General features: G+C 60.0%; 17 protein-coding genes. 13 read left to right on the top strand and 4 right to left on the bottom strand.

Annotated elements, in window-relative coordinates; genetic code table 11:
* Positions 1–77 precede the first annotated feature (77 nt).
* From XH92_RS28605 to XH92_RS28595, 3 genes are all read left to right on the top strand, one after another.
* Entirely contained in the window at positions 78–965 is an 888-nt protein-coding gene (locus XH92_RS28605; RefSeq protein ID WP_194455098.1) for a hypothetical protein, read from the top strand.
* A gap of 141 nt (positions 966–1,106) precedes the next feature.
* Positions 1,107–2,264, top strand: coding sequence for a glycosyltransferase family 4 protein (locus XH92_RS28600; RefSeq protein WP_194455097.1), 1,158 nt, complete (start codon positions 1,107–1,109; stop codon positions 2,262–2,264).
* Between the two features lie 398 nt (positions 2,265–2,662).
* Complete coding sequence (locus XH92_RS28595; protein WP_194455096.1) at positions 2,663–3,529, top strand: heparin lyase I family protein; 867 nt, start codon at positions 2,663–2,665, stop codon at positions 3,527–3,529.
* Positions 3,530–3,772: 243 nt separating this feature from the next.
* Here the strand turns inward: XH92_RS28595 and XH92_RS28590 are convergent, their stop codons facing one another.
* The 3 genes from XH92_RS28590 to XH92_RS28580 all read right to left on the bottom strand — a co-directional run bounded on the left by XH92_RS28590 (position 3,773) and on the right by XH92_RS28580 (position 8,477).
* On the bottom strand, positions 3,773–5,032 hold the full coding sequence (locus XH92_RS28590) for a glycosyltransferase family 4 protein (RefSeq protein WP_194455095.1): 1,260 nt from the start codon (positions 5,030–5,032) through the stop codon (positions 3,773–3,775).
* A complete protein-coding gene (locus XH92_RS28585; RefSeq protein ID WP_194455094.1) occupies positions 5,013–6,275 on the bottom strand; it encodes a nucleotide sugar dehydrogenase in 1,263 nt (420 codons plus the stop codon). The genes XH92_RS28590 and XH92_RS28585 overlap by 20 nt, the downstream gene beginning before the upstream one ends.
* 459 nt (positions 6,276–6,734) lie before the next feature.
* A complete protein-coding gene (locus XH92_RS28580) occupies positions 6,735–8,477 on the bottom strand; it encodes a hypothetical protein (protein WP_194455093.1) in 1,743 nt (580 codons plus the stop codon).
* 691 nt (positions 8,478–9,168) lie between these two features.
* Here XH92_RS28580 and XH92_RS28575 point away from each other — a divergent pair.
* From XH92_RS28575 to XH92_RS28545, 7 genes are all read left to right on the top strand, one after another.
* On the top strand, positions 9,169–10,326 hold the full coding sequence (locus XH92_RS28575; RefSeq protein ID WP_194455092.1) for a Gfo/Idh/MocA family protein: 1,158 nt from the start codon (positions 9,169–9,171) through the stop codon (positions 10,324–10,326).
* The gene (locus tag XH92_RS28570; protein ID WP_194455091.1) at positions 10,313–10,972 is read left to right on the top strand and encodes a sugar transferase; all 660 of its coding nucleotides are present in this window, start codon (positions 10,313–10,315) and stop codon (positions 10,970–10,972) included. Before XH92_RS28575 ends, XH92_RS28570 begins: the two co-directional genes overlap by 14 nt.
* A gap of 41 nt (positions 10,973–11,013) precedes the next feature.
* Positions 11,014–12,177, top strand: a complete 1,164-nt coding sequence (locus XH92_RS28565) for a DegT/DnrJ/EryC1/StrS aminotransferase family protein (protein ID WP_194455090.1) — start codon at positions 11,014–11,016, stop codon at positions 12,175–12,177.
* A gap of 26 nt (positions 12,178–12,203) precedes the next feature.
* Positions 12,204–12,941: an acyltransferase gene (locus XH92_RS43755; RefSeq protein ID WP_210345482.1), complete on the top strand. Its 738-nt coding sequence runs from the start codon at positions 12,204–12,206 to the stop codon at positions 12,939–12,941.
* A 2-nt stretch (positions 12,942–12,943) separates the two neighbouring features.
* Positions 12,944–13,921: a glycosyltransferase gene (locus tag XH92_RS28555; RefSeq protein WP_194455088.1), complete on the top strand. Its 978-nt coding sequence runs from the start codon at positions 12,944–12,946 to the stop codon at positions 13,919–13,921.
* A gap of 91 nt (positions 13,922–14,012) precedes the next feature.
* Positions 14,013–15,029 (top strand): polysaccharide deacetylase family protein, encoded by a 1,017-nt coding sequence (locus XH92_RS28550; protein WP_246787694.1) that lies wholly within the window; start codon positions 14,013–14,015, stop codon positions 15,027–15,029.
* Positions 15,030–15,091: 62 nt separating this feature from the next.
* Entirely contained in the window at positions 15,092–16,243 is a 1,152-nt protein-coding gene (locus XH92_RS28545; protein WP_194455087.1) for a glycosyltransferase, read from the top strand.
* Between the two features lie 158 nt (positions 16,244–16,401).
* Here the strand turns inward: XH92_RS28545 and asnB are convergent, their stop codons facing one another.
* Positions 16,402–18,357 (bottom strand): asparagine synthase (glutamine-hydrolyzing), encoded by a 1,956-nt coding sequence (gene asnB, locus XH92_RS28540; protein WP_246787692.1) that lies wholly within the window; start codon positions 18,355–18,357, stop codon positions 16,402–16,404.
* 825 nt (positions 18,358–19,182) lie between these two features.
* Here asnB and XH92_RS28535 point away from each other — a divergent pair.
* The 3 genes from XH92_RS28535 (at position 19,183) to XH92_RS28525 (ending at position 25,602) form a co-directional block, all read left to right on the top strand.
* Positions 19,183–20,946: a heparin lyase I family protein gene (locus XH92_RS28535; RefSeq protein ID WP_194455086.1), complete on the top strand. Its 1,764-nt coding sequence runs from the start codon at positions 19,183–19,185 to the stop codon at positions 20,944–20,946.
* A 581-nt stretch (positions 20,947–21,527) separates the two neighbouring features.
* Positions 21,528–24,191, top strand: a complete 2,664-nt coding sequence (locus XH92_RS28530) for a type I secretion system permease/ATPase (RefSeq protein WP_246788590.1) — start codon at positions 21,528–21,530, stop codon at positions 24,189–24,191.
* On the top strand, positions 24,178–25,602 hold the full coding sequence (locus XH92_RS28525; protein ID WP_194455084.1) for an HlyD family type I secretion periplasmic adaptor subunit: 1,425 nt from the start codon (positions 24,178–24,180) through the stop codon (positions 25,600–25,602). The genes XH92_RS28530 and XH92_RS28525 overlap by 14 nt, the downstream gene beginning before the upstream one ends.
* Positions 25,603–25,671: the final 69 nt, after the last annotated feature.

Raw genomic sequence — 25,671 nt, 5'->3', positions numbered from 1 at the left:
CATCAGGAGCAGTGTGCCTTCAATCGATAGAGTGCGAGGGATCCCGAGAGAAACGAGCCGAGCAGAGGGTGCAGTGTATGACGGTCTTGATGCGCTTCTCCGGAGGCTTTGGGGGCGGCGTGGCGTTGAATGCAAGGAATTTTTTGACGGAAGGTGATGCGTTTACGCAAACACAGGAAGCGGCGTTCTTTGCTTCAATCCGACTGCGGAACGGCACCTACAAGACCACCGATCATCATCGCCTCGATGATCTCAACATGCTGGTCATCGATGAGTGGAAGAAACTTGACAGCATGCCGAGCCAGATCATGGACGTCGGCGTGTCATCAGGGATTTCCTCAGCCGAATGGGCGGATGCCCTGACGCGCGCTGGCATCGAGGCGAAGATTCTGGCGACGGATCTGTGCATGCGCGGGAGTCTCGTGTGCCTGTTACCCGGATATGAGGTCCTTCTCGATCGCGATGGCAAGGTGCTTCAGCACATCGTTGCCAACCGTCCGGTGCGCTGGTACCTGAATGGCCCCCGGGATTTTCTCAAGGGTACCGGATTCGTGGTCGCCGGGCTGAACACACTTGCCGGCGTGCTGCTGCCTCTGACGAACATGCGGGAAGGGGGGAGGGATGTCCTTCTGGTGAATCCGCATGCCCGCGACCACGCTCGGCTGAGCTTTGCCGACGATGACATTCTGGCGCCCAATCCTGCTCATCTGCGCGGCCGGTTCAACGCGATCCGCGTGTCAAATCTGCTCAATCATGGCTATTTCGACGAGGCGCAGTTGCGCGGCGCGGTCGGCAACCTGAGGGATCGCCTGGTTGGTGCCGGTGCGTTCCTCATCGTGAATCGAACCCTTGCCAATGGCACCAATCACGGCACGCTCTTCCGGCTTAACGGCGCAAACAAATTTGAGACGGTAGCCAAGCTGCGGGAGGGAAGTGAGATTGAGAGTATCGTATTGTCGGTTTGATACGGGACGATCGAGCTGCTCGATGAAGGCAGCGCTCGCTCCTTTGCTACACGAACTGGGAAGCTGTACACCCCGAGTTCGCGGGCAAGGCCGAGCGGAGCTTCTCTTCATGACGCGGTCCCATTGAGCACGAGGTGTCGGGTGCGTATTCTCTCGATGGATTTTTCCATCCCTTATCTGATGAAAGATGAGAACTACCCGATTGGCGGGTGGGCGATCGAGCTCGCAGTGTGGTTTCGTGCGCTCGAGAACGCCGGTCACGAAACCGCTGTTCTCACCTGGAAGGGGGCGCTGGAGCACGTAGGTTCGGCACAGCAGATCAAACTCATAGAGACCTACGATCCCACGCGTGGTATTCGGGTCGCGAAGTACTTCTATTCGTATATTCCGAAAGTACTGGCCGCCGCCCGCAGCTATCGCCCGGATATCCTGATCCAGGGGGTATGTGGAATACACACCGCCATCATGGCGTTCGTCGCTGATCGGCTGGAGATTCCATTCGTTTATCGCGTTGTGAGTGACATAGATGTCGATGAGCGGTGCAAAGCCCTTATGCCGTCCTATGAATGGATATCCTATTCGTGGGCCCGGCATCGCACCGCCGGGTTTCTCTGTCAGAATGAGTATCAGCGCGGAAAGTTGGCGGCGCTCTTTCCGGACAAGCCGATCCACGTCCTGCACAATCCGTTTGGAATAGCAGAGGACGCGGCCGCTCCCCTGCCGCGTGCAAAGCGCGGTTACGTTGCCTGGCTCGGTGTCTTCCGCTATCCGAAGAATCTGCCCTTGCTGTTTCGGATTGCCCAGGCATTGCCGGACGTCAAGTTTCGCGTGGCGGGGATGACGTCGCCCAATACCGATCAATCGACGCTGGACGCCTTGAATGGCTTGCGTCAGCTGCCAAACGTGGAATTGGTCGGCTATGTGCGGCGGGCGGACGTTCAGAAATTTCTATCGGAAGCGACCATGCTTCTCTGTACGTCGGATTTCGAGGGCTTCTCAAACGCATTCCTGGAAGCGCTGGCCGTCGGCGCACCCATCGCGACCCGCCGGCATGTCGATCCGGACGCGATTGTCGAGCGTCATGTTCTCGGCGCTTCGGTCGAGGACGAGTTGGCGCTTGCGAGATCTGTGAGTGAGATTTGGAACATGGACGCGGATGAATACAACGCGCTCAGTCGGCGATGCCAGATCTATGTCAAAGCAAATCACTCTCCGATGGTGAAGACTCACGAGTTGATGGCGGCTTTGACGCCCCTCGTCGCCAGGCCGGGGCACCCGGGCGCTGCTGTTGTGAACTGAGCCGCTTGCTCGTTGTCCATTGAGCAGGGATGAGCGACGCAGGGCGCGCGCGGTGAGGTGCGTGACCGGATCCGGCGGTTGATTTCGCATCCGGCGTCAACAAGCGAGAAGGGTCCTGTCGGCACGACCGCCATCGACGCTCTGGCGGCGTTGGATCGCCGGCGAGGCAGGCGCGCCGGCCGCAAGGCGCCGCATCGCGATGCCATCGACGATGCATCCAGGAGCTGATGCCTGGCGGTAGTCCTTATTTTCCCTCGATCGAGCCCCTCGATAAATTGCATCGAGATTTGAATGAGTTACCCTTTGCATAGGACCGCGCATTTCGCGACGGTCGCGGGGACCGAACCGGGATGGCAATGAGAGTAGTTTTACCCCTCATCTTCGCTCTGGCAGGGAGCGTGGCGGAAACCTCCAATGGATCGACATCGAGCGTTGCCAATGCAGGTGGTCAGCGAACGCTGTTGGCCGAGGGCCCATCCGCCGAGGCCTACAATGCTGCCGGCAGCGACGGGAATACGACAACCAGCAGAACGGCTGTTTCGTCGATCAACTCGTTCTCCGGCAAGCCGCGAACCCGCTTTCAGATTGGCGACGTCAGCTACGGCGTTCACGTCGCAGACCAGGACTACAGTCTGACCAATCCCGGCCCCCAAACCCTGCGCTTCGAGGTCCGCAAGGGCGACCATGCCTGGTACGACAGCTCGTCCGTGGATCGTTCCGAGATCAATTCCACGGTGACCTATCCCGCCGGCACGCCCATCACGCTCAGCTACCAGCTCATGGTGGAGGCGAACGGCAGCAACGGGGCGTTCGTAAACAGCGCAACCGGCTGGTTCATCGTCGGACAGTGGCACAACGACGACGACGCCTCGGGCGTGGGAACCTCGCCTCCGGTCGCGCTGAACATGCAGGGCGATCACCTGCAGGTGCTTGTGCGCTACTGCCCGCCGGGCAAGAACCCGAGCAACGGCGCAGGCTTCGTCGTCACCAAGACACTCTGGACCGACCCCAACCCGATCCTGACCGGCAAGTATCACGACGTGAAAGTGCAGGCCAAATTTTCCAACGACACGACCGGCTCCTTGAAAATCTGGATCGATGGGGCGCCGGTCGTGGATTACAGCGGGCCGCTGGGCTTTGGGGTCGGCACCAATTGGGAATTCGGGATCTATCGGTCGTCGGCGCCGGAGACCGCTGCCGTCAATTACCGAAATTTGGTGATAACGACCGGATCGTTAGCGCCCGTATCGTCAGAGCGACCCTGATCCGCGGCGCGCAACGTCACCGGCGGCATGGCTTCACTGGCCCGATGGATGGCAGCCGCGGTGAAGCAAACGATCTGCGACTGAACTCTTGTTCTGCGGGGTTGTCCGCCTGGCGCGGTCGATTGGCGGATTGGGCATGCGGCGTTGAGCTGCTGGGATCAGCCTGCCGTAGGTCTGGTGGTCTGCGCTGATGGGGTTTGGGACCAGGCATCTGCTGAAAGGCAAAGGAAGAGGCTCGTGTCTTCATCTGCCCCTTAGCTTGAATACCTTTTCATAAGCCGCGAGAAGCTTCGTCGATGCATGATGCCAGGCCAGTTCGTCGTTGATTCTCTGTTGACCGAATGCGCCCATAGCTTCGCGCCTCGCCGGATCTTCCAGAAGCTCCAGTATCTTATCGCCGAACTCGGCGGTGTCCGCATTCGGCACGTACAACGATGCATCTCCCGCCGAAAAGCGGCCTTCCGTGAGGTCAAATTGGACGATCGGCTTGCCCAGCGTCATGTACTCCATGATCTTGTGCATCGTCGATATGTCGTTCATCGAGCTGGGGCGGTCCGGATTCACACAGACGTCGGCCGTCGACAGGATGGTGAATAGCGTGTCGTCATCGACGCGGCCGGTAAATGTGACCACGTCATTCAGTTCGAGCGCCATCGCAAGCTTCTTGAGATCCTCCAATTCCCGTCCGCCTCCGACGATCACGAACTGGATATCCTCGCGGTTCCGTGTGCTGCGGATGTGCTTGATCGAATCCAGCAACAGGTCGAGCCCCTCCTGTCGCGCGATGAGGCCGACATATCCGACAAGATACTTTCGTCCCTTCTTCCAGGAGGGATCCGGTGGAAGTGAGCGAACGCGGGACACGTTCGGAGCGGAGCGCACAACGAACACACGATCCGGGCTCATTCGGCCCCGTTCAATCGCAATAGCGCGATACGATTGGTTGGTGGCAATCGATACGTCCGACAACGCGAATGTGACGCGTTCAAGCAGGAGCATAATGCGCCAAAGAAAGCCACGACGTCCGAATTTCGCCTCGTAGAGCTCCGGATTGACGTCGTGCTGATCGAAAACAAAAGACTTCCCGAACAGAAATTTATGAAATGCACCGACCAGGAAAATCAGGTCGGGCGGATTGCACGCGTGGATGACGTCAAATCCGCGTGTCGCGAGAACCTTTACGCTCAGCAGGAATTCCCAGAACAGCGCCACGCTGTACTCGATCGCATAACCCAGCACCCCGCGACCTTCCGCAGGCATCCAATGGCGATAGACTGCTACTCCCTCGAGCATCTCGAATGGGGCCGTTGCGCCCTGTCCCTTGGGGCAAATCACAGACACCTCGTAGCCATGCCGCGCCAACGTGGTCGCCTCCGACCACACCCGACCGTCGAACGGGACCGGAAGATTCTCGACGATGATCAGGACCCGGCCACGAACCAAGCCAACGCCTGCTTGTTCGGATTGTCGCGCAACGGTGTCGTCATGAGAGAGTGTTGACATCAATTACCCGCTTTGCGTTCAGCGCCATTTGCTTTGCCCACCCTCGGGTATCGATGACAAGGTCGAATAGCTCCGATTCGGCGGCGGATTTTGCGATCAGCAACTTGCGGAGGGCGGGCAGATTGGCGAACGCATAGCCGAGGTTCTGCCCCAGCAGTTTCGACGGCTCGACGTGCGGATCGTAGATCGACAGGCCGATGTGCAAGCGGAGGAATTTGCGAGCCAGGTCGATATTCGGACTTTCGCGAAGATCGTCACTGTTCTCCTTGAAGGCAAGCCCCAGCATAAGTACGCGTCCGCCGGGCGGGACTGCTTTCAAGCAATTCTCAAACAGGAAATTCTTGTGCTCGTCGTTCGATCTGAGCACTGAATCCACGAGCCAGGTGTGCGCCCCGACGTCGCTTGCGATGTATTGGAGCGCGCGAACGTCCTTGGGCAGGCAGGAGCCGCCGAATGCGCCACCTGGCCTCAGATAGTACGGTGAGACATTGAGCTTGGTGTCGGAGACGAAAATCTTGTGAACGGTGGCCGCGCTGATGCCGAGCTTGTCGCAGACGCGACCGACCTCGTTGGCAAAGGCAATCTTCACTGCGTGGAACGAGTTGTCGACGAACTTCGTCATCTCGGCCGTGCGATAGGTGGTGTAGAAGACGGGCGCCGCGATGCCCGCGTTCAACTCGTCAAGGACCGGACACCGTTCCCCGTCCTTTGTTCCGACCACGATCTTCGGCGGATTGAAGAAGTCCTCGATCGCTACCGACTCGCGCAGGAACTCGGGATTATAGACGACGTCGACGAACTCCATCCTGCCGTTCAATGCGCTTTCGAAAATCGGGAGAACCAGATCCTCGATGGTGCCGGGCCGCATCGTGGAACGAAACACGACGGTTAGGGCTGTCGTGCGAGTGGCACCGATCAGGTCTGCGATCTGATGGGAAACTTCAGCGACGAAGCTCATGTTGTGAGATCCGTCCGGCGCGCTGGGCGTTCCCACGCACACGATTGCCAACGTGCAGCCGTCGAGATGCCCGCTCGCGTCCTTGGTTGCGCTCAGCAAGCGCTTTCGGACGGCGGATTCTATGAGTTGATCGAGGCCGGGTTCCGTAATCGGAGATTGACCCGCGTTGACGATCGCGACTTTCTCATCGCTGATGTCGACGCCGATGACTTCGTGCCCTTGCCTTGCGAGGCAAGCCGCTGCCGTCATGCCTACGTAACCGAGTCCGAACACCGCTATTTTCATCTTGATCCATCACGTGCATCAGGTTGCGCCGGCAACACTGGCGGCTGCTTAGGGGGGTGTCTTCAAGGTCGACGCTTCATTCAGAAATGGTCTTCGGGAGGCACTCTGAGAAAGCATTACGCGTCCGCAACGTCGTCCAAAGTGCAGCCCGATTGTATTCGTTCAGGCTTATGGAGCCTGAACTTTTTCGGGCTACCTATTCCGGTTTTCGGCAAGGGAAGGCCGACTGGAACGGCGATTGCCGATCCGTTGATCGAACTCGAGAACCGCTGAGCTATTCGATGATGGATTGGCCCGAAACTCGCGGTTCGGTCCGCGCCGCGGCGGCGCGTGGTAGCCGCTGCCGAGAGCCGACAAGTTGGGCGGAGCGAGCGGGAGGCGCCGATGCACAAAGCGTCCTGACAGAGGCAATGTGTCGGGATCGAAGAGGATTGATCACGCCGCCTTGTTCGTATCCGGCTACGCGCGAGAACGCAGCCGGTGACCGCAATTGTCACGCAGTTCAGATAGATATCGCCGAACGGCCACCCCGAACCGGTATCGGATCGATTCTGAGGCCGGTGAACCATGCAACTGTTCGCGATAGATGAACCGTATATCCGCCGAGCCGCCCGGCGGGACGTCGACAATCACTCTAACATGTCCGTCGATGTATTCGTACGCGATGAGGTCTTGGTTAACTTCAACGCCCTCTAGCGAAGCGACCTGTGGTTCGCGCTTCATGACGCAAATCCGTCGCGTCGTGGCCCCGACGTTCTCGAAGAGAAGCCGCTCGGCAAGCATCTTTACCAGGATTGTTTCGCCGTTGGATCGAACGCCGTAGCTGCGGCGAACGGCGTCCTCGAGCGGTCGCCAGCAGAGTTTCCACTGCAAGGATGCGAGAAGCCGGAGGAATGTCGCCAGTTCGCTGCCCCGGCCACGGAGAAGGTCGTGGTGTCCGGCTATGAAGCACGGCTTGCCCAGGAGTCCGTCAAACGCGAAGTTTTCGATGCCGTGGTGGATGTATCGTCGGGTAAAAATTGGGAAGCTTGCATACCGGACGATGGCGACACTCCAGAGATCGGCGAGTGTGGTTTCGTTCAAGGCACCATCGGTTGGTGCGACCTCGGTGTTCACGGCCGCGGTGAAGCCATTGCGCTTGAGCGCCGAGGCGGCCTCGGGCGAGAATGCCCCTTGCGGGAAAACCATCACGTTTTCGTGGTTCAGCGCGGTATTCTTGCGAAGCGCCTGCATCCGAATTCTGGCGGTTCTCAGCTTTCTGTCGAGCAGCTCAAGCGAGCGGGCTGCAAATTCCCCCCGTGTATGATCGCAGCCGTGCACGCAGATGGACAATTTCCCGCCGCTTCCCCGAAAGGCCGCGACGGTGTCGCGATTTGTTCGTCTCCAGTTCCATGGGATGAAGGCAATGGTCGTTGCGAATGTCAGCTTGTCGGCGAGCCGCAGTAGGTCGTCAAAATCGAGGAGACCGTACCGTGGCCACAAGGGTGGATCGTCAATGATCAGGCAGGCGCTTGTTTCAACGCTCGTCAAGCAAACGTCGCGGAACGCCCACTTCAGATACATCACGATTGGCACCGCGCCGGCGAAGCACTTCTTCACATCGAAGTAAGTTGCGGTCCGCTCGCGAATGTCCACGATCGCCAGTGAAGAGTCGGCAAAAAAGCGGACACCGGAATAAGTGAACTCCGCGAACAGGTGTCCCTCGCGCATTCCGACGATGCTCTGAAGGTTGCTATTGCGGACGACGAGCGCGGTATTGGCGGCCCGCTCCAGTTGGATTTGCAGTCCCGACATTGGACCGCACATTTCGGGAAAAGAATCGGTGACTGATACGGTCGTTGGGCTCTGACCGGGTCCGCGAATTTCAGCCTCGGGATCTCCGGTGATCTGGCGCAGGATGGACTTGCAGGGATCCGTTACTTGAAATCCATAGACGAAAACTGAAGTGGCTCTCGCCAACCACGTCGGAGGCGCCTCGGTCTCGCTGCGCTGCAGGACTTCGGCGAGACAGGCTGCGGAGGTCAGGATGGAGAATTGCTGACGACCTGCTGCTAGCGCGGCTACCTTATCCCCGCGCGCTTCATCAACTGTCAGCGCCGTCCAGGGAATTTCAAAGAGGTCAAGTATTTCCGTCAGGCTGCAATCATTGGTCGATGGAGCGCTACCGCGGAGCAGGACTGCGATCGAAGTGCCTTTGGCCATAGCGTCGGCGTTTCATCCGTGGGTTGTGCCGCATCTGTTGGTCAGGCCACCAGGCCTCCTGCAGATTGTTCGTGACCTCGTGCTTGTGCGCTTCTTTTGAGGAGTCCTATACGAAAGATGGCGAAGTTTCCACTGTGGACGGATGCGCAATGGTGGTCCCGGCCTAACCAATCCGCGGTATGCGGCACGGCGGGCTTGTCGAAACCGGATTGGGAGTCACGCAGTCGGGGATTTGTGAATCCTGCAGTCGGCGTGAGCCTGGGCTGGCGGACTAGCTTCCGCGTAAACGTGTTCGGGGGCGGGGTGCCGCAAGACGAATTGCCGACGTGCGACATTGGTGGAGACGTGACGAGACGATGACCGCGGGCGGTTGATGTCGGTCCGGGCGTGCCGACCGCTATTGCAAGTCAAAAAAGGTGATTGATTACAATGTGGTGCGCGGCTCTCTGACGCACCGGGTCCGGCCATCGCACTGCGTGCGAAGCTCCTGCGCTCACCGCGCCAACGGCGGGGTACCCCCGATGGGCGTCAGCCATAATCCGTGTTCTACAGCGGCGCGCGCGCCCAACCGGCTATCCTGCCTGAACGCACGCTAAGGCCTTCAATCAGGGAGCCAACATGGCGAGATAACCGTGCTCGTGAGGATACTGATTTTCACCCTTGCATTTCCTCTGGCGTGATCGTGGCAAACATGTCGAAACAATTATATTCCAAATTCGCTCCTGGCTTGGTTGATGCCCAGAACAAGACCGACGGCGCGGTTGAGACCGCAAAAGGCGGCCCATCGCTCGCCGTCATCGGGTGCGGCTACTGGGGCGCAAAGCACATCCGCGTTGGCCACGATATCGGCGCAAGGGTATCGATGGCCGCCGACATGCGATCTGACAGACTGGAATATGTCAAATCGCAGTATCCTTCCGTCGCTGTTTCGCGTGACTTCGACGCGATCCTGAATAACTCTTCCATCGACGGGGTGATTATCGCCACGCCCGCCGTGACGCACTTCGAGCTGGCGCGGGCAGCGCTCGAGGCCGGAAAGCACGCGCTTGTCGAGAAGCCGTTGGCCATGACGAGCGCGCATTGCCGCGAGCTGATTGCGATCGCCGAAGAACGGAAGCGCGTTCTGATGGTCGGGCACACGTTCGAGTACCATCCGGCGGTGGGTGTCATGCGCCAGATGGTTCGGAGCGGCTCTCTCGGCGAGCTCTACTACATCGACTCGCGGCGCTTGAATCTCGGCCTTTACCGGCCCGATGCCAATGTCCTATGGGATTTGGCGCCGCATGACCTCTCGATCATCTTCTTCCTGCTTGAGGAGGTCGCGCAAAACATCGGCGCTTGGGGTTGCGCGCACGTTCTGCCGGATGTCGAGGATGTCGTTTACGCCAAGTTGGGCTTCAAGAGCGGGCCGACCGCACATGTGCATGTTTCATGGTTGGATCCCGTCAAGGTGCGCCAGATCACGGTCGTCGGAAGCGATGCGATGTTGGTGTTCGACGACGTGGAGCCGTCCGAGAAGGTTCGCGTCTACCAGAAGCGTTTCAGGCCGCGGATCAGCGGCGACTCCTACGCCGACTTCCAGTCAGCCTATCATCATGGCGATGTTCATATCCCCGCGATATCCAGCAGCGAACCGTTGAAGCTCGAGTTGATCGACTTCGTCAACGCAATCAAGACCGGGGGACAGCCCGTTGCGAACGCAGCACATGGCCTGCGCGTCGTCGAAGCGCTCGAAGCTGCATCGGAATGTCTACGGCTCAACCAGGAGCACCGTGGCAACGGAACACATCACCCGGCGTTTTTGCGGCGGAACGCGTCGGCGGGGGCTGCCGAAATTGTCGTTAGATGAAGCCTTGCGATGGAAGGCGAGCCCGCGGGAAGTCGTTAAGCGGGCGTTCGACATCGCTGTCAGCGTCACCGCGATCCTTTTGCTGGCCCCGTTCCTTGTAGCGGTGTGGGTAGCGATCCGCCTCGACAGCCCCGGGCCGGCAATCTTTTGCCAGCGCCGGGTCGGACGAGACGAGAAGCCATTCAATTGCTTCAAGTTCCGAACGCTCCATCACAAGGCCGACGAAAACGTCCATCGCGATGCCATTCGCCGGGTTTGGGCGAAGGAGGTTCTCTCGAACGACCCTGATGCCCCATACAAGCTGACAGATGATCCTCGCGTGACGCGCGTGGGGCGGTTGCTGCGGAGAACCAGTATCGACGAATTGCCGCAACTCCTCAACGTATTGCGAGGCGAAATGAGCATCGTCGGCCCGCGGCCCGCGATCCCCTATGAACTCGAGTACTTCCGCGACTGGCATCATAGACGTCATATCGTGAAGCCCGGCATCACCGGACTTTGTCAGGTTCGCGGCCGTGGTCGCCTGTGCCCGGACGCGATGCTCGAGATGGACGTCGAATATGCAATGAACTGGACCTTGTGGACCGACCTGAAGCTGATTGTCCTAACGGTTCCCGCGGTGCTGCGGGGCCACGGTGCTCGATGAGAGTCTCGAGCGATAGAGATGGATCCTGGTGAGGCTGGAAAATGAAAATTCCGTTCGTAGATCTCAAGGCACAATATGCGACGCTAAAGGATGAGGTCGCCGAGGCAATTCGAGGCGTTCTCGAATCCACGCAGTTCATCGGCGGCGAAGCACTGGCTTCGTTCGAAAGAGATTTTGCCGCCTATTGCCGGGTGCCCTATGCGCGCGGCGTGGCGAGCGGCACGGACGCCATTCATCTGGCGCTCCGGGCGTTGGGCGTTGGTCATGGTGACGAGGTGATCACGACCGCCCATACGTTCATCGCCACCGCTGCGGCGATCGTAGCGACAGGAGCGCAGCCGGTATTCGTCGATATCGATCCCGATACCCAGACGATCGATCCGAGGCTGATCGAACGGGCCCTGACAAGCCGCACGAAGGCGATCGTTGCAGTTCACCTCTTCGGCCAGCCGGCCGACATGGGCCCGATCAAGGACATCGCACGGCGGCGCGGCCTCTTCGTGATTGAGGACGCAGCCCAAGCGCATGGAGCAGAGTATCAGGGGATCCGAACCGGGGCGCTTGGTGACATAGCCTGCTTTTCGTTTTATCCGGGGAAGAACCTCGGGGCTTATGGCGATGGAGGAGCGGTCACCACCAACAATGCGGCGATCGCAGAGCGGATCGAACGGTTGCGTGACCACGGTCGAACCACGCATTACAACCACGCCGAGGTCGGGTTCAACAGCCGGCTCGATGCTCTCCAGGCCGCAGTTCTCCAAGTCAAGCTCCGACGCCTCGATGAGTGGAACGACCATCGGCGGCGTGCTGCTGAGTGGTACACCGCGGAGTTGAGGCACTCGGGCATCAAGACGCCTTTCGTTCGAACGGGATCCACGCACGTCTACCATTTGTACGTGATCATCGCGAACGAGCGGGACGCAATCCGCAAGCGGCTCGACGAGGTCGGCGTGGCGAGCGGAATCCACTATCCGTTGCCGCTGCATCTCCAGCCTGCGTTCGCCTATCTCGGCTACAAGCAGGGCGATTTGCCGTGCTGCGAAGCGATGGCGGCTCGATCACTGTCGCTGCCGATGTTCCCGGAGCTCACGCGCGACCAGGTGCGCCGTGTCGCTGCGACTGTGCTTGCGGTTGTGGGCCGCGAAAGGCACCATGAACTGCAGCGGGAGCCCGTTGCGATGGACGCCGGCGGCGGGAAGGTGTGACGATGAATCGAATTAGTGCACAGGCCGTGGTCGAGACCGAGGCGATCGGTGCGGACGTGACGATCGCTGAGTTCGCCGTGGTGCGGTCAGGTGTCACGATCGGCAACAGGGTGGTCATTCACCCGCATGTCGTGATCGAGAGTGGCGTGAGAATAGCGGACAATGTCGAGATCTTCCCAGGAGCCTATATCGGGAAGGTACCCAAGGGTGCCGGCGCGTTGTCGCGGGCGCCGCATTTTGAAGCATGGATCGATATCGGTGCCGATTGTTCAATTGGGCCGCATGCGGTCATCTTCTACGACGTCTCGCTCGGCGCGGGGACCCTGATCGGTGATGGCGCCTCGATCCGTGAGCAATCGCGGATCGGTTCGAAGACGGTTGTCGGACGGTACGTTACGGTCAACTACAATACGCGTATCGGCGATCGCGTCCGTGTGCAGGATCATACCTGGCTGGCCGGTAATATGACGATCGAAGACGACGTGTTCATATCGGGCTGTGTCGGCACGTCGAACGACAACGCGATCGGCCGGAACGGCTACGACGGCTCGCCGATGCTCGGGCCCACGATCGCGCGCGGCGCGGCGATCGGCGTGGGCGCCAACCTCCTGCCGGGTGTCAGAATTGGTATCGGCGCTATCGTCGGCGCCGGCGCGGTGGTGACGAAGGACGTGCCTGACAACACGCTCGTGACGGGCGTCCCTGCGGAAGCCCGACGCAAGCTCAACGGGGCCGGCTGCACTGCCAAAGCCTCAGGGGAGTGATCGTGAGGATACTCTGTGTCACCGCCATGTATCCGAGCCCGGAGAGGCCAGGCTCCGGGGCCTTCGTTTACCAGCAGGTAGAGCAGCTGCGGCGGTTCGGCCATACGGTCGACGTCATCAACATGGTCGGGTCCCAGTCGAAGCTGAACTATCTGAAGGGCACCGTCGATGTCGTGCGAATGACCGGCGCGACGACTTACGACATCGTCCATGCGCACTACGGATTTTCGGCCTATCCCGCAATGTTTCGGTTGCGGGCGCCACTCGTCATCACGCTGCACGGGACTGATGTACTCGGGAATATCCTTGAAAGGCTGTCTACGCGACTGGTGTCGCATTTCGCCGATGCCATCATCGTCGTGTCGGACGAGATGCGGAAGTGGATTCCCGGAACCGTGATCCCCTGTGGGGTCAACCTCGACGTATTCAAGCCGTACGACCGCAACGAGGCGCGAGCACGGCTGCATTGGTCCAACGATAAATTCGTCGTCCTGTTTCCGTTTGATCCGACACGCCCTGAGAAGCGCTACGATCTGGCAAGAGCGTCGCTCGACCGACTGGTGCAGGAGGGCGTCGACGCGCAGTTGATGACGATCACCAATGTGCCGAACGAGGAGATGCCCTGGTATTACAGCGCGGCGAACGCCCTGCTTCTTAGTTCGGATTATGAGGGGTCACCGACCTCCATCAAGGAAGCTCTCGCTTGCAATCTTCCGGTGGTGTCGACCAATGTCGGCGACGTCCGTGAACAGCTAAATGGCATCGCGGGGACGTGGATATGTCCGCCGGACGCCGGCACGATTGCGCGCAGCCTTCGGGAGGCCTTTGACTGGTCGCTGAGCGGCGAGTTTCAGGGGCGGGCCGCGATGGCGAGATATGACCAGGCGCACACCGTGGAAAGAATCGTCGGAGTATATACCGACGTTCTGTCGAACTTCAGGGCAAGAACGGTCGGCAGGCGTTTGCTACGGAGTGGATGACGGCGATGCGCTTCGCGGAAAAAGCGTCGTCGCCGGGATCGTCGCGTCGGCCGGCGGAGGCGAGCGGTCGTTGTTCTTACGGTGAGCCAGAGTGAAGCAGCTTGTCACGAACAGCGTAATCGGAATTGCCCGTTGGTCTGGTCTGATGCCGGCCTTCCGCAAGATCTTTGCTGGCCCGGTGGCTATTCTCATGTTCCATGAGGTCCAGCAGGATGGCCGCTCGGAATTGATGACCGGGACTTCAGTCGGTCTCTTTGAATATTCGCTCAATTGGCTGCAGCAGGAAGGCAGGGAGATTGTAAGCCTGGCGACAGCTCTCGAGCGATTGGCGTCGGATGCCGGGACGGGCCGCCGCTGTGCGGCGCTTACTTTTGACGATGGCTACCGGGACAATGTCACGACGGCGCTTCCAATCCTCGAGCGATTCAACGCTCCGTTCACGATCTACGTTCCCACCGGCGCACCAAAACGGACGTTGCAGGCGTGGTGGCTGGGTTTGCGTGAAATGTTTCGCTCTGGAGACACGGTAACGATCGAGGCGATGGACAGGCGATTCCATTGTCCCCGGCTACGCGAAAAGATGGCGGGTCTGAACGAGGTAACCGAGTGGATTCATCAAGATTATCACCGGATTGCAACGCTTGATCCAACCTTCAGAAAGGCAGGTTTGTCATTGTCGGCCCAAAATGAGGCATACTTCCTCGATGAGCGCGAGCTTCAAGATCTGGCGCGACATCCTCTCGCGTCAATCGGCGGGCACACCGAATCTCATGCCGCCTTATCGTGCATCGATACTGCCTCCGCACGGGCCGAAATGGCAGATAACCGCCGCTATCTGGAACAATTGCTGCAGCTTCCGGTTCAGCACTTCGCTTATCCTTACGGTGACTCCAAGGCGTGCGGCCCCAGGGAAGCGGACCTCGCAAGGGAGATCGGCTTTTCAACCGCAGTGACAACTCGGCATGGGCAACTGTCCGGTCTCAAGTCAGATCATTTTGCGCTTCCTCGTCTCGGCGTTGGGGGGCAATTCGATACGACAGCTAAATTCGAGGCGCGCATCAGCGGCATTCAATCGGCAGCTCACATGCTGCTGGGGTCACAACGTTGAATGTAGCGCTGAACGACGCGCTGCGGGGTGGACTGGATCAGTTCACTCGGGAGGGCGCTGAGATGCGCATACTGCACCTTATCGAACGTCTCGGCCCGGGAGGGAAGGAAAGACAAGTCGTCGAATTGCTGAAAGGACTTGCCATTCACCGCGACATCAGGTCGTTCGTCGCTGTTATGGACAAGGACGAGGTTTGCCTCGAAATTGACCGCGAACATGCGCAGGTTATTCAGCTTCATCGGAGGGGCAAGAAGGATCTGCGTCTCTTCAAGAGGCTATACGACCTGGTTGCCGATCTAAGAATAGATGTCATTCACTCGTGGGGCTCGATGTGCTCCATCTATGCGGCGCCAATAGCGAAAATGTGCGGTACGGCCTTCGTAAATGGGTTCGTGCGAGATGCTCCCTCGCATATGAGGCTTTGGAATGAAGGCTATGTGAGAGGCAAGCTGACTATTCCGTTTTCGGACGTTGTTGTTGCCAATTCGCGTGCGGGGCTGGCTGCCTATGGTATTCCTGCGCGCAAAGGTCTCTGCATCTACAATGGGTTCAGCCCTGGCAGGATATCCAACCTGAAGGATAAGACCCAACTTCGCAGCATTCTAGGCATTGTGACACCCTACGTTGTCGGGATGGTGGCCAATTTCACGCCCAGAAAAGACTATGAAACCTTTGTCCAGATGGCATGCCGAGTCTGCCGTCTAAGGGACGATGTCACGTTTCTGGCTATCGGTAGTGGCGAAACGCTGCGACGGATCCGCGACAGCATTCCGCCCGCGCATTCGGAGCGCATATTGCTTTTGGGGCGGCGGAACGATGTAGAGAGCATTGCCAATCTCTTCACCGTTGGCGTTCTCACGACCAATAGTCATTTGCACGGGGAGGGCATTTCCAACGCGATAATCGAGTGCATGGTATTGGGTAAGCCAGTTGTGGCGACGAACGATGGAGGCACTTCTGAGTTGGTGCTGGAGGGGCAGACCGGATTTCTTGTGCCGAGCCATGACGTCAGTGCTTTGACCGACCGCGTGCTTAAGCTCATCGACAACGCTGAACTCGCTGATCGGTTTGGCGCCGCAGGGCGTCGGCGCGTTGAAACGGCATTCTCACTGGATGCGATGTGCGACGCATATCTCAGCCTTTATCGGAAAGTGGCCGACAAGAGAGCGCGCGCGACATGGCAAGGCGCGACCACGAGCGACATGGTCGATTGATCGGTGGTTCGATTATATTCCCGGCAACACGACGTGCGATCGGAGTTTCGCCGAACCGGACATGTGAGGCTGCCCACGTTGTTTGCCCGTGTGGCGCCAAACCTTGGTCAAATCGCTGCGCGTGGTCTCGCCATATCGTCGGTGTTTGCCTTGAGCGTTCAGATCGGTTCCCGAACGGAATGCCTCGCCAGGGTCTCCAGGCTCGACGGCCTGAAGGCTCGCAAGAACAACTCCAGGTTGGCCAGGGACCAGAGCACCTTTTCGTGGTTTTGACGGCGGGCGAGATGCTCGTTGACCAACTCCCTCAAGACGCCCCTGTTGCAGAAGGATGCAACACGCGCACCATCGCAAACCAACAAATCGGAGATAAATTCGCGATAAGGGCCGCGAAACCATTCTTCGATTGGCACGCGAAATCCGATTTTCTTGCGCGTCAGGGTCCCCGGTGGAAGAGTGTGCTGCATCGCTGCTCGCAATACTGACTTGCCGCCGCTCCGACCGACCAGGAACTTGTCCGGAAACCGCGCCACAAGCTTGGCGAGACTGGTGTCCATGAATGGCATCCTGCCCTCGATTGAACCTGCCATCATCATTCGGTCAGCACGTTCAAGAAGGTTGTCGGGTAGCCACGACGTCTGATCGAAGAACAGCATGCGTCGGACATTCGATCCTGCGGCCATCGAGAACGGATGGGAATCCGGCGGCGTTGCAGGTAGGGGGCGTCCGACAAGGCGATCCCGATCGTTGAGGGAAACTCCGCCAAACCAGAGTTGCATCCGGCTCGGCCAATCCCGCTCGCCCGCCGCAGTGGTCACGATCTTGGCGCGACGCATATCGTACGGGAGTGCACGCATTGCGGGTGATATGATGCGATCATGAATGGTCTGCGGAACGAGTCGCTGGTAGAGTTCGATCCACAACTCGGCTCGATGCTTGGGATAGCCGCCCAGCAGTTCGTCCGCTCCTTCTCCAGTAAGGACCATTTTCACCTTGCTCGCTGCCATATGCGACAACATCATAACTGGTATATCGGCCGGTTCGGCCGCAGGGGCGCCGCGACGCAGCACTGCGGTCGGCCAGCTTTTCAAGAAGTCGTGCGGCTCGAGTACGATCTCTTCGTGATTGGTGTCGAATTGACGAGCTATGGTGCGGGCGTGATCAAGCTCGGAGTAGCTGGCTTCACGAAAGCCAACTGAGAAGGTGCGCACGCGCTCAGAGCTATGGCGGACCATAGCGGCCACGACCGCAGACGAATCGATGCCGCCAGACAGGTAGGCTCCAAACGCAACGTCACTCCGCATGCGAATGCGCACTGCGTCATCGAATGTCGCCTTGAACAACCGGACCGCCTCGCCGAAGTCCGTGATGTCGGGCTCTGCCGTTGCCAACGGCGGTACGAAGTACCGGGCGATGCTGGTGCGTCCTTCGCGCCATACCAGGTAGCAGCCCGGAGGAAGCTTGCGCACGGCTTGAAAGAATGTCCTGGGACCGGGGACATATCGATTGAGGAGATAATGCCCGACGGCATGCGGGTCGATCCGCGTATTCATGCCCGGGAACTTGAGCAGGGGCTCGATTTCCGAGCCGAACAAAAGACCTGAGTGCTCGGCTATGAACAGCGGCTTCTTGCCGAACGGGTCGCGCACCAGGACAAGCTGTTGGGTCCTCGCATCCCATAGCCCGAATGCGAACATGCCACGGAAACGCCTGATCGAGTCCAGTCCCCAAGCCCGGTAGGCTTCGATCAGCACTTCCGTATCGGAGGACGTACGAAAAGCATGTCCGAGAGCGACGAGTTCCTCGCGCAATTCAACGTAGTTATAGATCTCTCCGTTGAAGACGAGCCCGATCGAGCCATCAGCGCTCCACATCGGCTGGGCTCCGCCCTCGAGGTCGATGATCGCGAGACGCCTATGCCCCAAGCTGATTTGATGGCACCCGCCGGCAGTGTCGCCTTGCCAGCAGCCTGCGCCGTCGGGGCCCCTGTGCTTCATGAGGTTGGTGAGGCGGACAAGAGTGTCGTAATCTTGCCGGTGCTTTCCCCGAAGTGCCCAGCCAAAAATCCCGCACATGATCCCTGCCAGCTCTTTGTGTCCGGACATTGCTGTGGCCACGGATGACCCTCAATGGGAAAGGCGGAGTAATCCTGGGAGATTGCGTCATCATGTCCTCTCGACTTATCCGCGAGGACGGTGCGCATCATGCTCCGTCGCGACGTTTCGTGTTCAACCCAGCGTAGAGACTGAGGATCTTTTCCGGCGCGGCCTCAGCCAGCAGAAGTGAACTGGATTTCATCCAGCGATGAGCGGACCGCTCAAGCTGGATGCGGCGCAGCCGAATTCGGGCCGCACATGGTCTGAGTGATAGGCCTCGAACATCTTGTCTCGTCTGCGGCTGGTCGCGCCGCTACGGGTGCGGCGCGGACGCGCGTCATGGATCACCGCGACGCAAAAGAACCTGCCCATGGCGCCTGATCGAGCTGATTGTCTCTGTGGGCGCGGTTCGCGAGTGCTCCGTTATCCGTCGTGTTTGCGAGCTCGATCGCTGCTTGTTACGCGACCTGCAGCATTCGCGATGGCGCTTGCCGAGATGGATTTGATCAGTGGAGAACTTTTTTGCTCCCTCACTGCAATGACGCGGAATTTGACTGCAACGACAAGTACATGCCGCCGGCGCCGCCGGTTTTGCAGTTTCAAACTATCGCCATTTTAAGAAATTTTTTTGCCATACTCGCTCATTAACCAGCCGACCCAGCAGTTGGGGATGGGCGATTCGCACTGCATTGGAATGTGCACGCAGTTGATCCTGTGATGCATCGGAAATCCGCTCGTGGCGTAGGCGTTGCGAGTGCGTGGTATGTCGCGCGCCTTCGCGCTGCGGCCGTAAATTCCCTTGTAAGCGTCAAAGAGAAGCATCTCTTCGACCCATGGAGGCCTGAATTGGATACGACTGGGACAATCACATCATTTTCTTCCACACCGATGACGAGGTTTTCGATCGGTGGCGACGTCTACGGAGTGCAGGATGCGAGCACGAGCTACAGCCTGACCAATCCTGACTCGCAAACCCTGCGCTTCGAAGTCCAGCAGGGTGATCATGCCTGGTACGATGACTCATCTGTTGATCGCTCCGAGGTTTCAGGCGCGACCAACATTCCCGGCAGCACTCCAATCGCCTTGAACTATCAGTTCATGGTGGAGCCGAATGGCCCCAACGGGTCATTTGTGAATACGGCAAGTGGCTGGTTCATCGTCGGACAGATGCACAATGATGATAACGCGAGCGGCGTCGGCACCTCGCCGCCATTTGCGATCCAGCTTGTCGGCGATCATCTGCAGGTTGTCGCCAGATATGTCCAGCCGGGTCAGGATCCGAGCAACGGGGCCGGCAATGTGCAGATGCTCACGCTCTGGACTGACCCCAATCCGATCCAGACGGGTGTGTACAACAACATTCAGATACAGGCCGACGTTTCGAACACCGGCGGTGGGTATTTGAAGGTCTCGATCAACGGGACGCAGGTCGTGAACTACAGCGGCCCCCTGGGCTATGGGCAGGCCACCAATTGGGAGTACGGGGTCTATCGGTCGACGGCGCCCGAGACCGTCGCCGTCGATTACCGAAATATGATACTGTTGACGGGGGCGGCGGCGACGTCGACGCAGCCGACCACACCGACGCAGCCGACCACGCCGAACGTCGCGCCGACGGTGACGCAGGTGTCCGCTTCGCCGGGCACCGGAACCGAGCATGTCGGCGATGTCGTCACGTTGACGCTCGGCTTGAGCGAGGCTGTGACCGTCAACGGTACGCCGACGCTGTCGCTCAATGATGGTGCCAGTGCCACCTATGTCGGCGGCTCGGGGACAAATACGCTCACGTTCCGGACGACAGTCGCGTCGACTGACACGAATACCTCGGCGCTCGCCATCACCGGCGTCAGTCTCGCGAACGGCGCGAGCATCACGGATTCCGGGGGGCTTGCCGCCAATCTCTCGGGCGCGGTGAAGACATTCTCCGGTCTTCAGATCTCGAACACGCCCATCATGCCGACGCAGCCAACCACACCGACGGTGACTCAGCCGGTGCTCTCCGTCGCGGACAGCTCGCTCTGGGTCGCCGGCAGAGGCGGTCAGGTCGACCTGGGGACAACGCTGTCCACGACCGATTCCAACGATAAAGTCAGCCTGAACATCAAAGGCCTGCCGAAGTATGAGACGATCACGACCGGCGATGGCACGACGTTCAGGGGAGGCGACATCACGCTGAGCTCTGCGCAGGTCGCCAGCGGATTGACCCTGACATCCTACTACAAGGGCAATGCTCATCCGGTCGCGACTCTCACCCTGACCGCGAGCGCGACCGACCCGGTTACCGGCGCTGTGGCATCGGCGACGCCACAGACCATCACCGTCACGGATCCTCGGCCGTCCGCAACCTCAGGGAGCACGACAAACCAGGACCATGGGCTGCACCATCACCTTCAGTGGGGCAGCAGCACGCTGGCAGCTACCGTGCCGCAGACCACCTCTTTGGCGAATTACGATACGGCCACAGGGTCCCAGGCGAGCCACAGCTTCGCGCTGCTGAACCAGTATCTGGCGGGTAGCTCTGGTCGGGTCGACGGGGGGCAGATCGCGGCAGCCATTTCGAACGGCGCCGCCTGGATGCAGAACGCGTTCCTGACGAAGCCCCACCACTAACGTATTGCCGCACCTGGGCACTTTGCGCCCGGGTGCGGCACCGTCCAATTTTTGGGACGCCACGCGGCACAAATGGTCGGTCAGCAGCCGCAAGGGACGCGGTGAAAACCAATCCACAACAGAGGATTGCCGACGGCTGCCGTTTGACGGAATATCGCCGTGCGGCTTCCGATTCGATACTTCGTTGTGAGCGTAAAACGTCCGAGTTTTGGTCAGTTTTCAGGCACAACTTGTGTGTGCATAAATCACAATTCGAAAGTTTTTTCGCCATTTTTGCTCGCTAACCAGCGCGCTCAGCCAGTCGGGGGGGCAAATTTCAAGTATCCCGTCGCGCTGAAACCTCCTCGCGGTTCGAGGCCCTAGTGCTTTGATGATTGCTTGCGCCGTTTTGGCTGCGAGCAGGCGTGTGACGCGTATCCTCGGATGGGCGTCATTGGAATTCCATGTGCATGAAAAGGAACACCAACGCGGCCGGAAGCCGCGAGGAGTAGAGTAACGAAATGGCGATCCAGAACGGAAATGCCCACGTACCATCAGATCTGGGGTTTCGAGCGCTGGCTCTGTTCCTGCGCCTTCATGGCGTGAACACTGAACCCGATCAGCTCCGCGATCGCTGCGGAGATGATGGGATAGGCATCCGCGCAATGCTTCGTTGCGCGCACGAATTCGGGGTCAAAGTCCGTGCGACGACGATGGATTGGCCGCGGCTGGCGGACATCCAGCTGCCTGGAATCGCGTCGCTGCGTGACGGAGGATTTTTGCTTCTAGGAAAAATCGAGGACCAGGTGGCGCTTGTGCTGCACCCGACCTCGTCGCATCCGCGGCGGATGACGCGTGCGGAATTTGAAGCGATCTGGGATGGCGGCTTGATCTCGCCCGGCTCACAGAGCTTCGCGCACCGCGCACGTCATGCGATTGCCGACATCCGCGCTCGCGCAGGTGGTCTGGGTGCCGGCCCGATCCGCTACGCCGGTGGTCTCCTGATGCGTATCCGCGACGGCTTGGCAAAGGCCCGCGATACCTTGTTGACGAAGACGTCCGGCATGCGGGCGCGTTTTGCCGCTTCCGGCGATGTTGCGAACGAGGCCGCGGATACCGGATCCACGGCCGCGAGCATCGACCCCGAAGACGCCGACGAATCCGGGCTCATTGCGCTCGCGATCTTGCTGCGTTGCCACGGAATCGCTGCCGATCCCGGCCAAATCCACCACCGGGTCGGCGCGGCGCGACTCGGCGTTACTGAAATCCTGCGCTGCGCCAAGGAGTTCGGGCTCAAGGCAAGGGTGCAGCGGACCAGTTGGGACAGACTTGCGGTCACGCCGCTGCCGGGAATTGCACTGCTGCGTGACGGCAGCTTCCTGATTCTCGGCAAGCTCATCGACGGCAAGCTTCTCGTGCAGCGCCCGCTGTCTCCGCGTCCCGAAACACTCACCCAGGCCCAGCTCGAGGCCATCTGGGATGGCGGCCTCATTCTGATGGCCCGGCGCGCCAGCCTGACCGATCTCGCGCGACGCTTCGATATCGCCTGGTTCGTCGGCGCCATGCAAAAGTATCGCCGCCTGCTCAGCGAGGTGCTGGCGGCGTCGTTCTTCCTTCAGATCTTCGCCGTCGTCTCACCGTTGTTCTTCCAGGTGGTGATCGACAAGGTGCTGGTGCATCGAAGCATGAGCACGCTCGACGTTCTGGTCATCGGCCTTGTCGTGCTGACTGTGTTCGAAGCCATTCTCGAGACGCTGCGCGTCTATCTGTTCGCGCATACGACAAACCGCATCGATGTCGAGCTCGGTGCCAGGCTGTTTCGCCACCTGATGGCACTGCCGATCGCCTATTTCCAGACTCGCCGCGTCGGGGATTCGGTGGCGCGCGTCCGGGAGCTGGAGAATATCCGCCAGTTCCTGACGAGTTCGGCGCTCACGCTGGTCATCGACCTTCTTTTCACGGTCGTCTTCCTTGTCGTGATGTTCTACTACTCGACGACGTTGACCTGGATCGTGCTCGCGTCCTTCCCGTTCTACATCGGCATATCGGCGGGAGCCGCGCCGCTATTCCGCGCGCGCCTCGATGAAAAGTTCAATCGCGGCTCCGAGAATCAAGCCTTCCTGGTCGAAAGCGTCACCGGCGTCGAGACCTTGAAGGCCATGGCGGTCGAGCCGCAGATGCAGCGCCGCTGGGAGGAACAGCTCGCCGGCTATGTCGCCGCCAGCTTCCGTGTGCTCAGCCTGAACAACACGGCGAGCCAGGCAGTCCAGATGATCAACAAGCTGGTCATCGCCGCGACCCTTTACTTCGGCGCGCGGCTGGTGATTGGCGGAGAGTTGACCGTCGGCGAACTCGTCGCGTTCAACATGCTGGCCGCGCGCGTCAGCACGCCGGTGCTGCGGCTCGCGCAGGTCTGGCAGGACTTCCACCAGGCCCGTCTGTCGATCGATCGTCTCGGCGACATCCTCAACACCATTCCGGAGCCGAGCTTCACTCCGTCCCGCGCCGCCTTGCCGCCGATCCGCGGCCAAGTGAGGTTCGAGCACGCGACTTTCCGCTATCGCATCGACGGCCCCGAGGTGTTGCACGACGTGTCCTTCAGCATCGAGCCCGGCCAGGTCATCGGCATCGTTGGCTCGTCGGGGTCGGGCAAGAGCACCATCACCAAGCTGATCCAGCGTCTCTATGTTCCGGAGAGCGGACGCGTACTGGTCGACGGCGTCGATCTCGCAATGGTCGACCTGAGCTGGTTGCGGCGCCAGATCGGCGTCGTGTTGCAGGAAAACGTGCTGTTCAATTGCACGATCCGCGACAACATCGCACTGACCGATCCGACCATGTCGATGGAACGCGTCATCGAGGCGGCAATGCTGGCCGGCGCGCACGACTTCATCCTGGAACTGCCCGAGGGTTACGATACCGTCGTGGGTGAGCGCGGCAGCAGCCTGTCCGGCGGACAGCGCCAGCGTATCGCGATCGCGCGTGCGCTGATCACCGACCCGCGCATCCTGATTTTCGACGAGGCGACCAGCGCGCTGGATTACGAGAGCGAGCGTGCGATCCAGCAGAACATGAGGCGGATTTCCGCCGGACGGACCGTGATCGTCATCGCTCACCGATTGTCGACCGTACGTAATGCCAACCGGATCATCACGCTCGAGCATGGCCGCATCGTCGAGGACGGCAGCCATGATGAGCTGATCCAGACCAATGGCCGTTACGCCAATCTTCATTACCTGCAGGCCGGTATCCATGACGTCCGCTAGTCGCAACATCGTCCCGTTTCCGAGACGCGAACTTCGGCGCCGGGAGCATGAGCTTGCATTTCTGCCGGCGGCGCTCGAAATCGCCGAATCGCCACCGTCACCGATCGGGCGTGCGATCGGAGCGAGCATCATCGCAATGTTCTGCATCGCGCTGCTATGGGCGACGCTCGGCAGTGTTGATATCGTCGCCACGGCGACCGGCAAGATCGTGCCCGGCGGCCGCACCAAGCTGATCCAGCCGTTCGAGACGGGTGTGGTCCGTGCCATCAAGGTCCGCGACGGCCAGAGCGTGAAGGCCGGGGACGTTCTGATCGAGCTCGACCCGACGATGACGGAAGCCGACCAGGAGCGCCAGAAGAGCGATCTGCTGGCGGCCGAACTCGACGCAGCGCGTTTGCGGGCGGCCCTCGCAGCCGATCCGCTCACCGCTTTCCATGCACCGCAAAACGCAAGCGCCGCCGAGATCGAGATGCATCGCCAGTTCCTGATCAGCGAGCGCGCCGAGCAGAATGCCAAGCTTTCTGAAATCGAGCGGCAGCAAGGGCAGAAGGAGGCGGAGCGAGAGACGACATCGGCGAGTGTTGCCAAGCTGGAAGCAACCATTCCCGTGCTGCAGGAGAGGGTCGATATCCGCAAGGGCCTCGTCGACAAGGCGCTGGCTTCCAAGGTCGTCTATCTATCCGAGTATCAGGAGCTGGTCGCCATGCAGCAGGATCTTGTGCTGCAGAAGAGCCGGCTGCGCGAAGCCGATGCGGCGATCGCGCTCCTGAAGGAGACCAAGGAAAAGGCTGCCGCGGAGTATCGCCGCGCGACCTATGACGCACTTGCGAAGGCCGAGCAGAAGGCTGCCAGCGCGGCGCAGGAGGTGATCAAGGCGGATCGGCGCACGAAGCTCCAGCGTCTGACCGCGCCAGTCGACGGGGTCGTGCAGCAACTTGCCGTTCATACGGTGGGCGGCGTAGTGACCCCGGCTCAGGCGCTCGCGGTGGTGGTCCCCAGCGAGAGCCAGCTCGAGATCGAGGCCATGCTCTCCAACCGCGATATCGGATTCGTCCATCCGGGGCAGGCGGCGGAGATCAAGATCGATACCTTCAACTTCACGCGCTACGGACTGCTTCACGGCGACGTGCTCAGCGTGTCGACGGATGCCATTACGCGCGACAGGATGCAGGGCGCGAATGACCACCCGTCGGGCGCCACGCAGAGCAGCAGCGAGCCGAAAGGTCAGGAGCTGGAATATGCCGCGCGCGTGTCGCTCGACCGGACGCACATGCAGGTGGAGGACAAGCTCGTCAAGCTCGGCCCGGGCATGGCGGTGACGGTCGAGATCAAGACCGGTACGCGCAGGATCATCAGCTACCTGCTCTCGCCGCTGGCGAGGTACAAGCAGGAAGCGTTGCGGGAACGGTGAGAAGTCGTTTTGCTCCGGCGGGCCATCGTCCCGCCGGAGCGAAGCCGCGGCCAGGCAAGTCCAAGAGCG

It is taken from the genome of Bradyrhizobium sp. CCBAU 53421 (assembly GCF_015291625.1).
Classification (GTDB): Bacteria; Pseudomonadota; Alphaproteobacteria; order Rhizobiales; family Xanthobacteraceae; genus Bradyrhizobium.
This window is presented reverse-complemented; position numbering and strand designations above follow the sequence as displayed.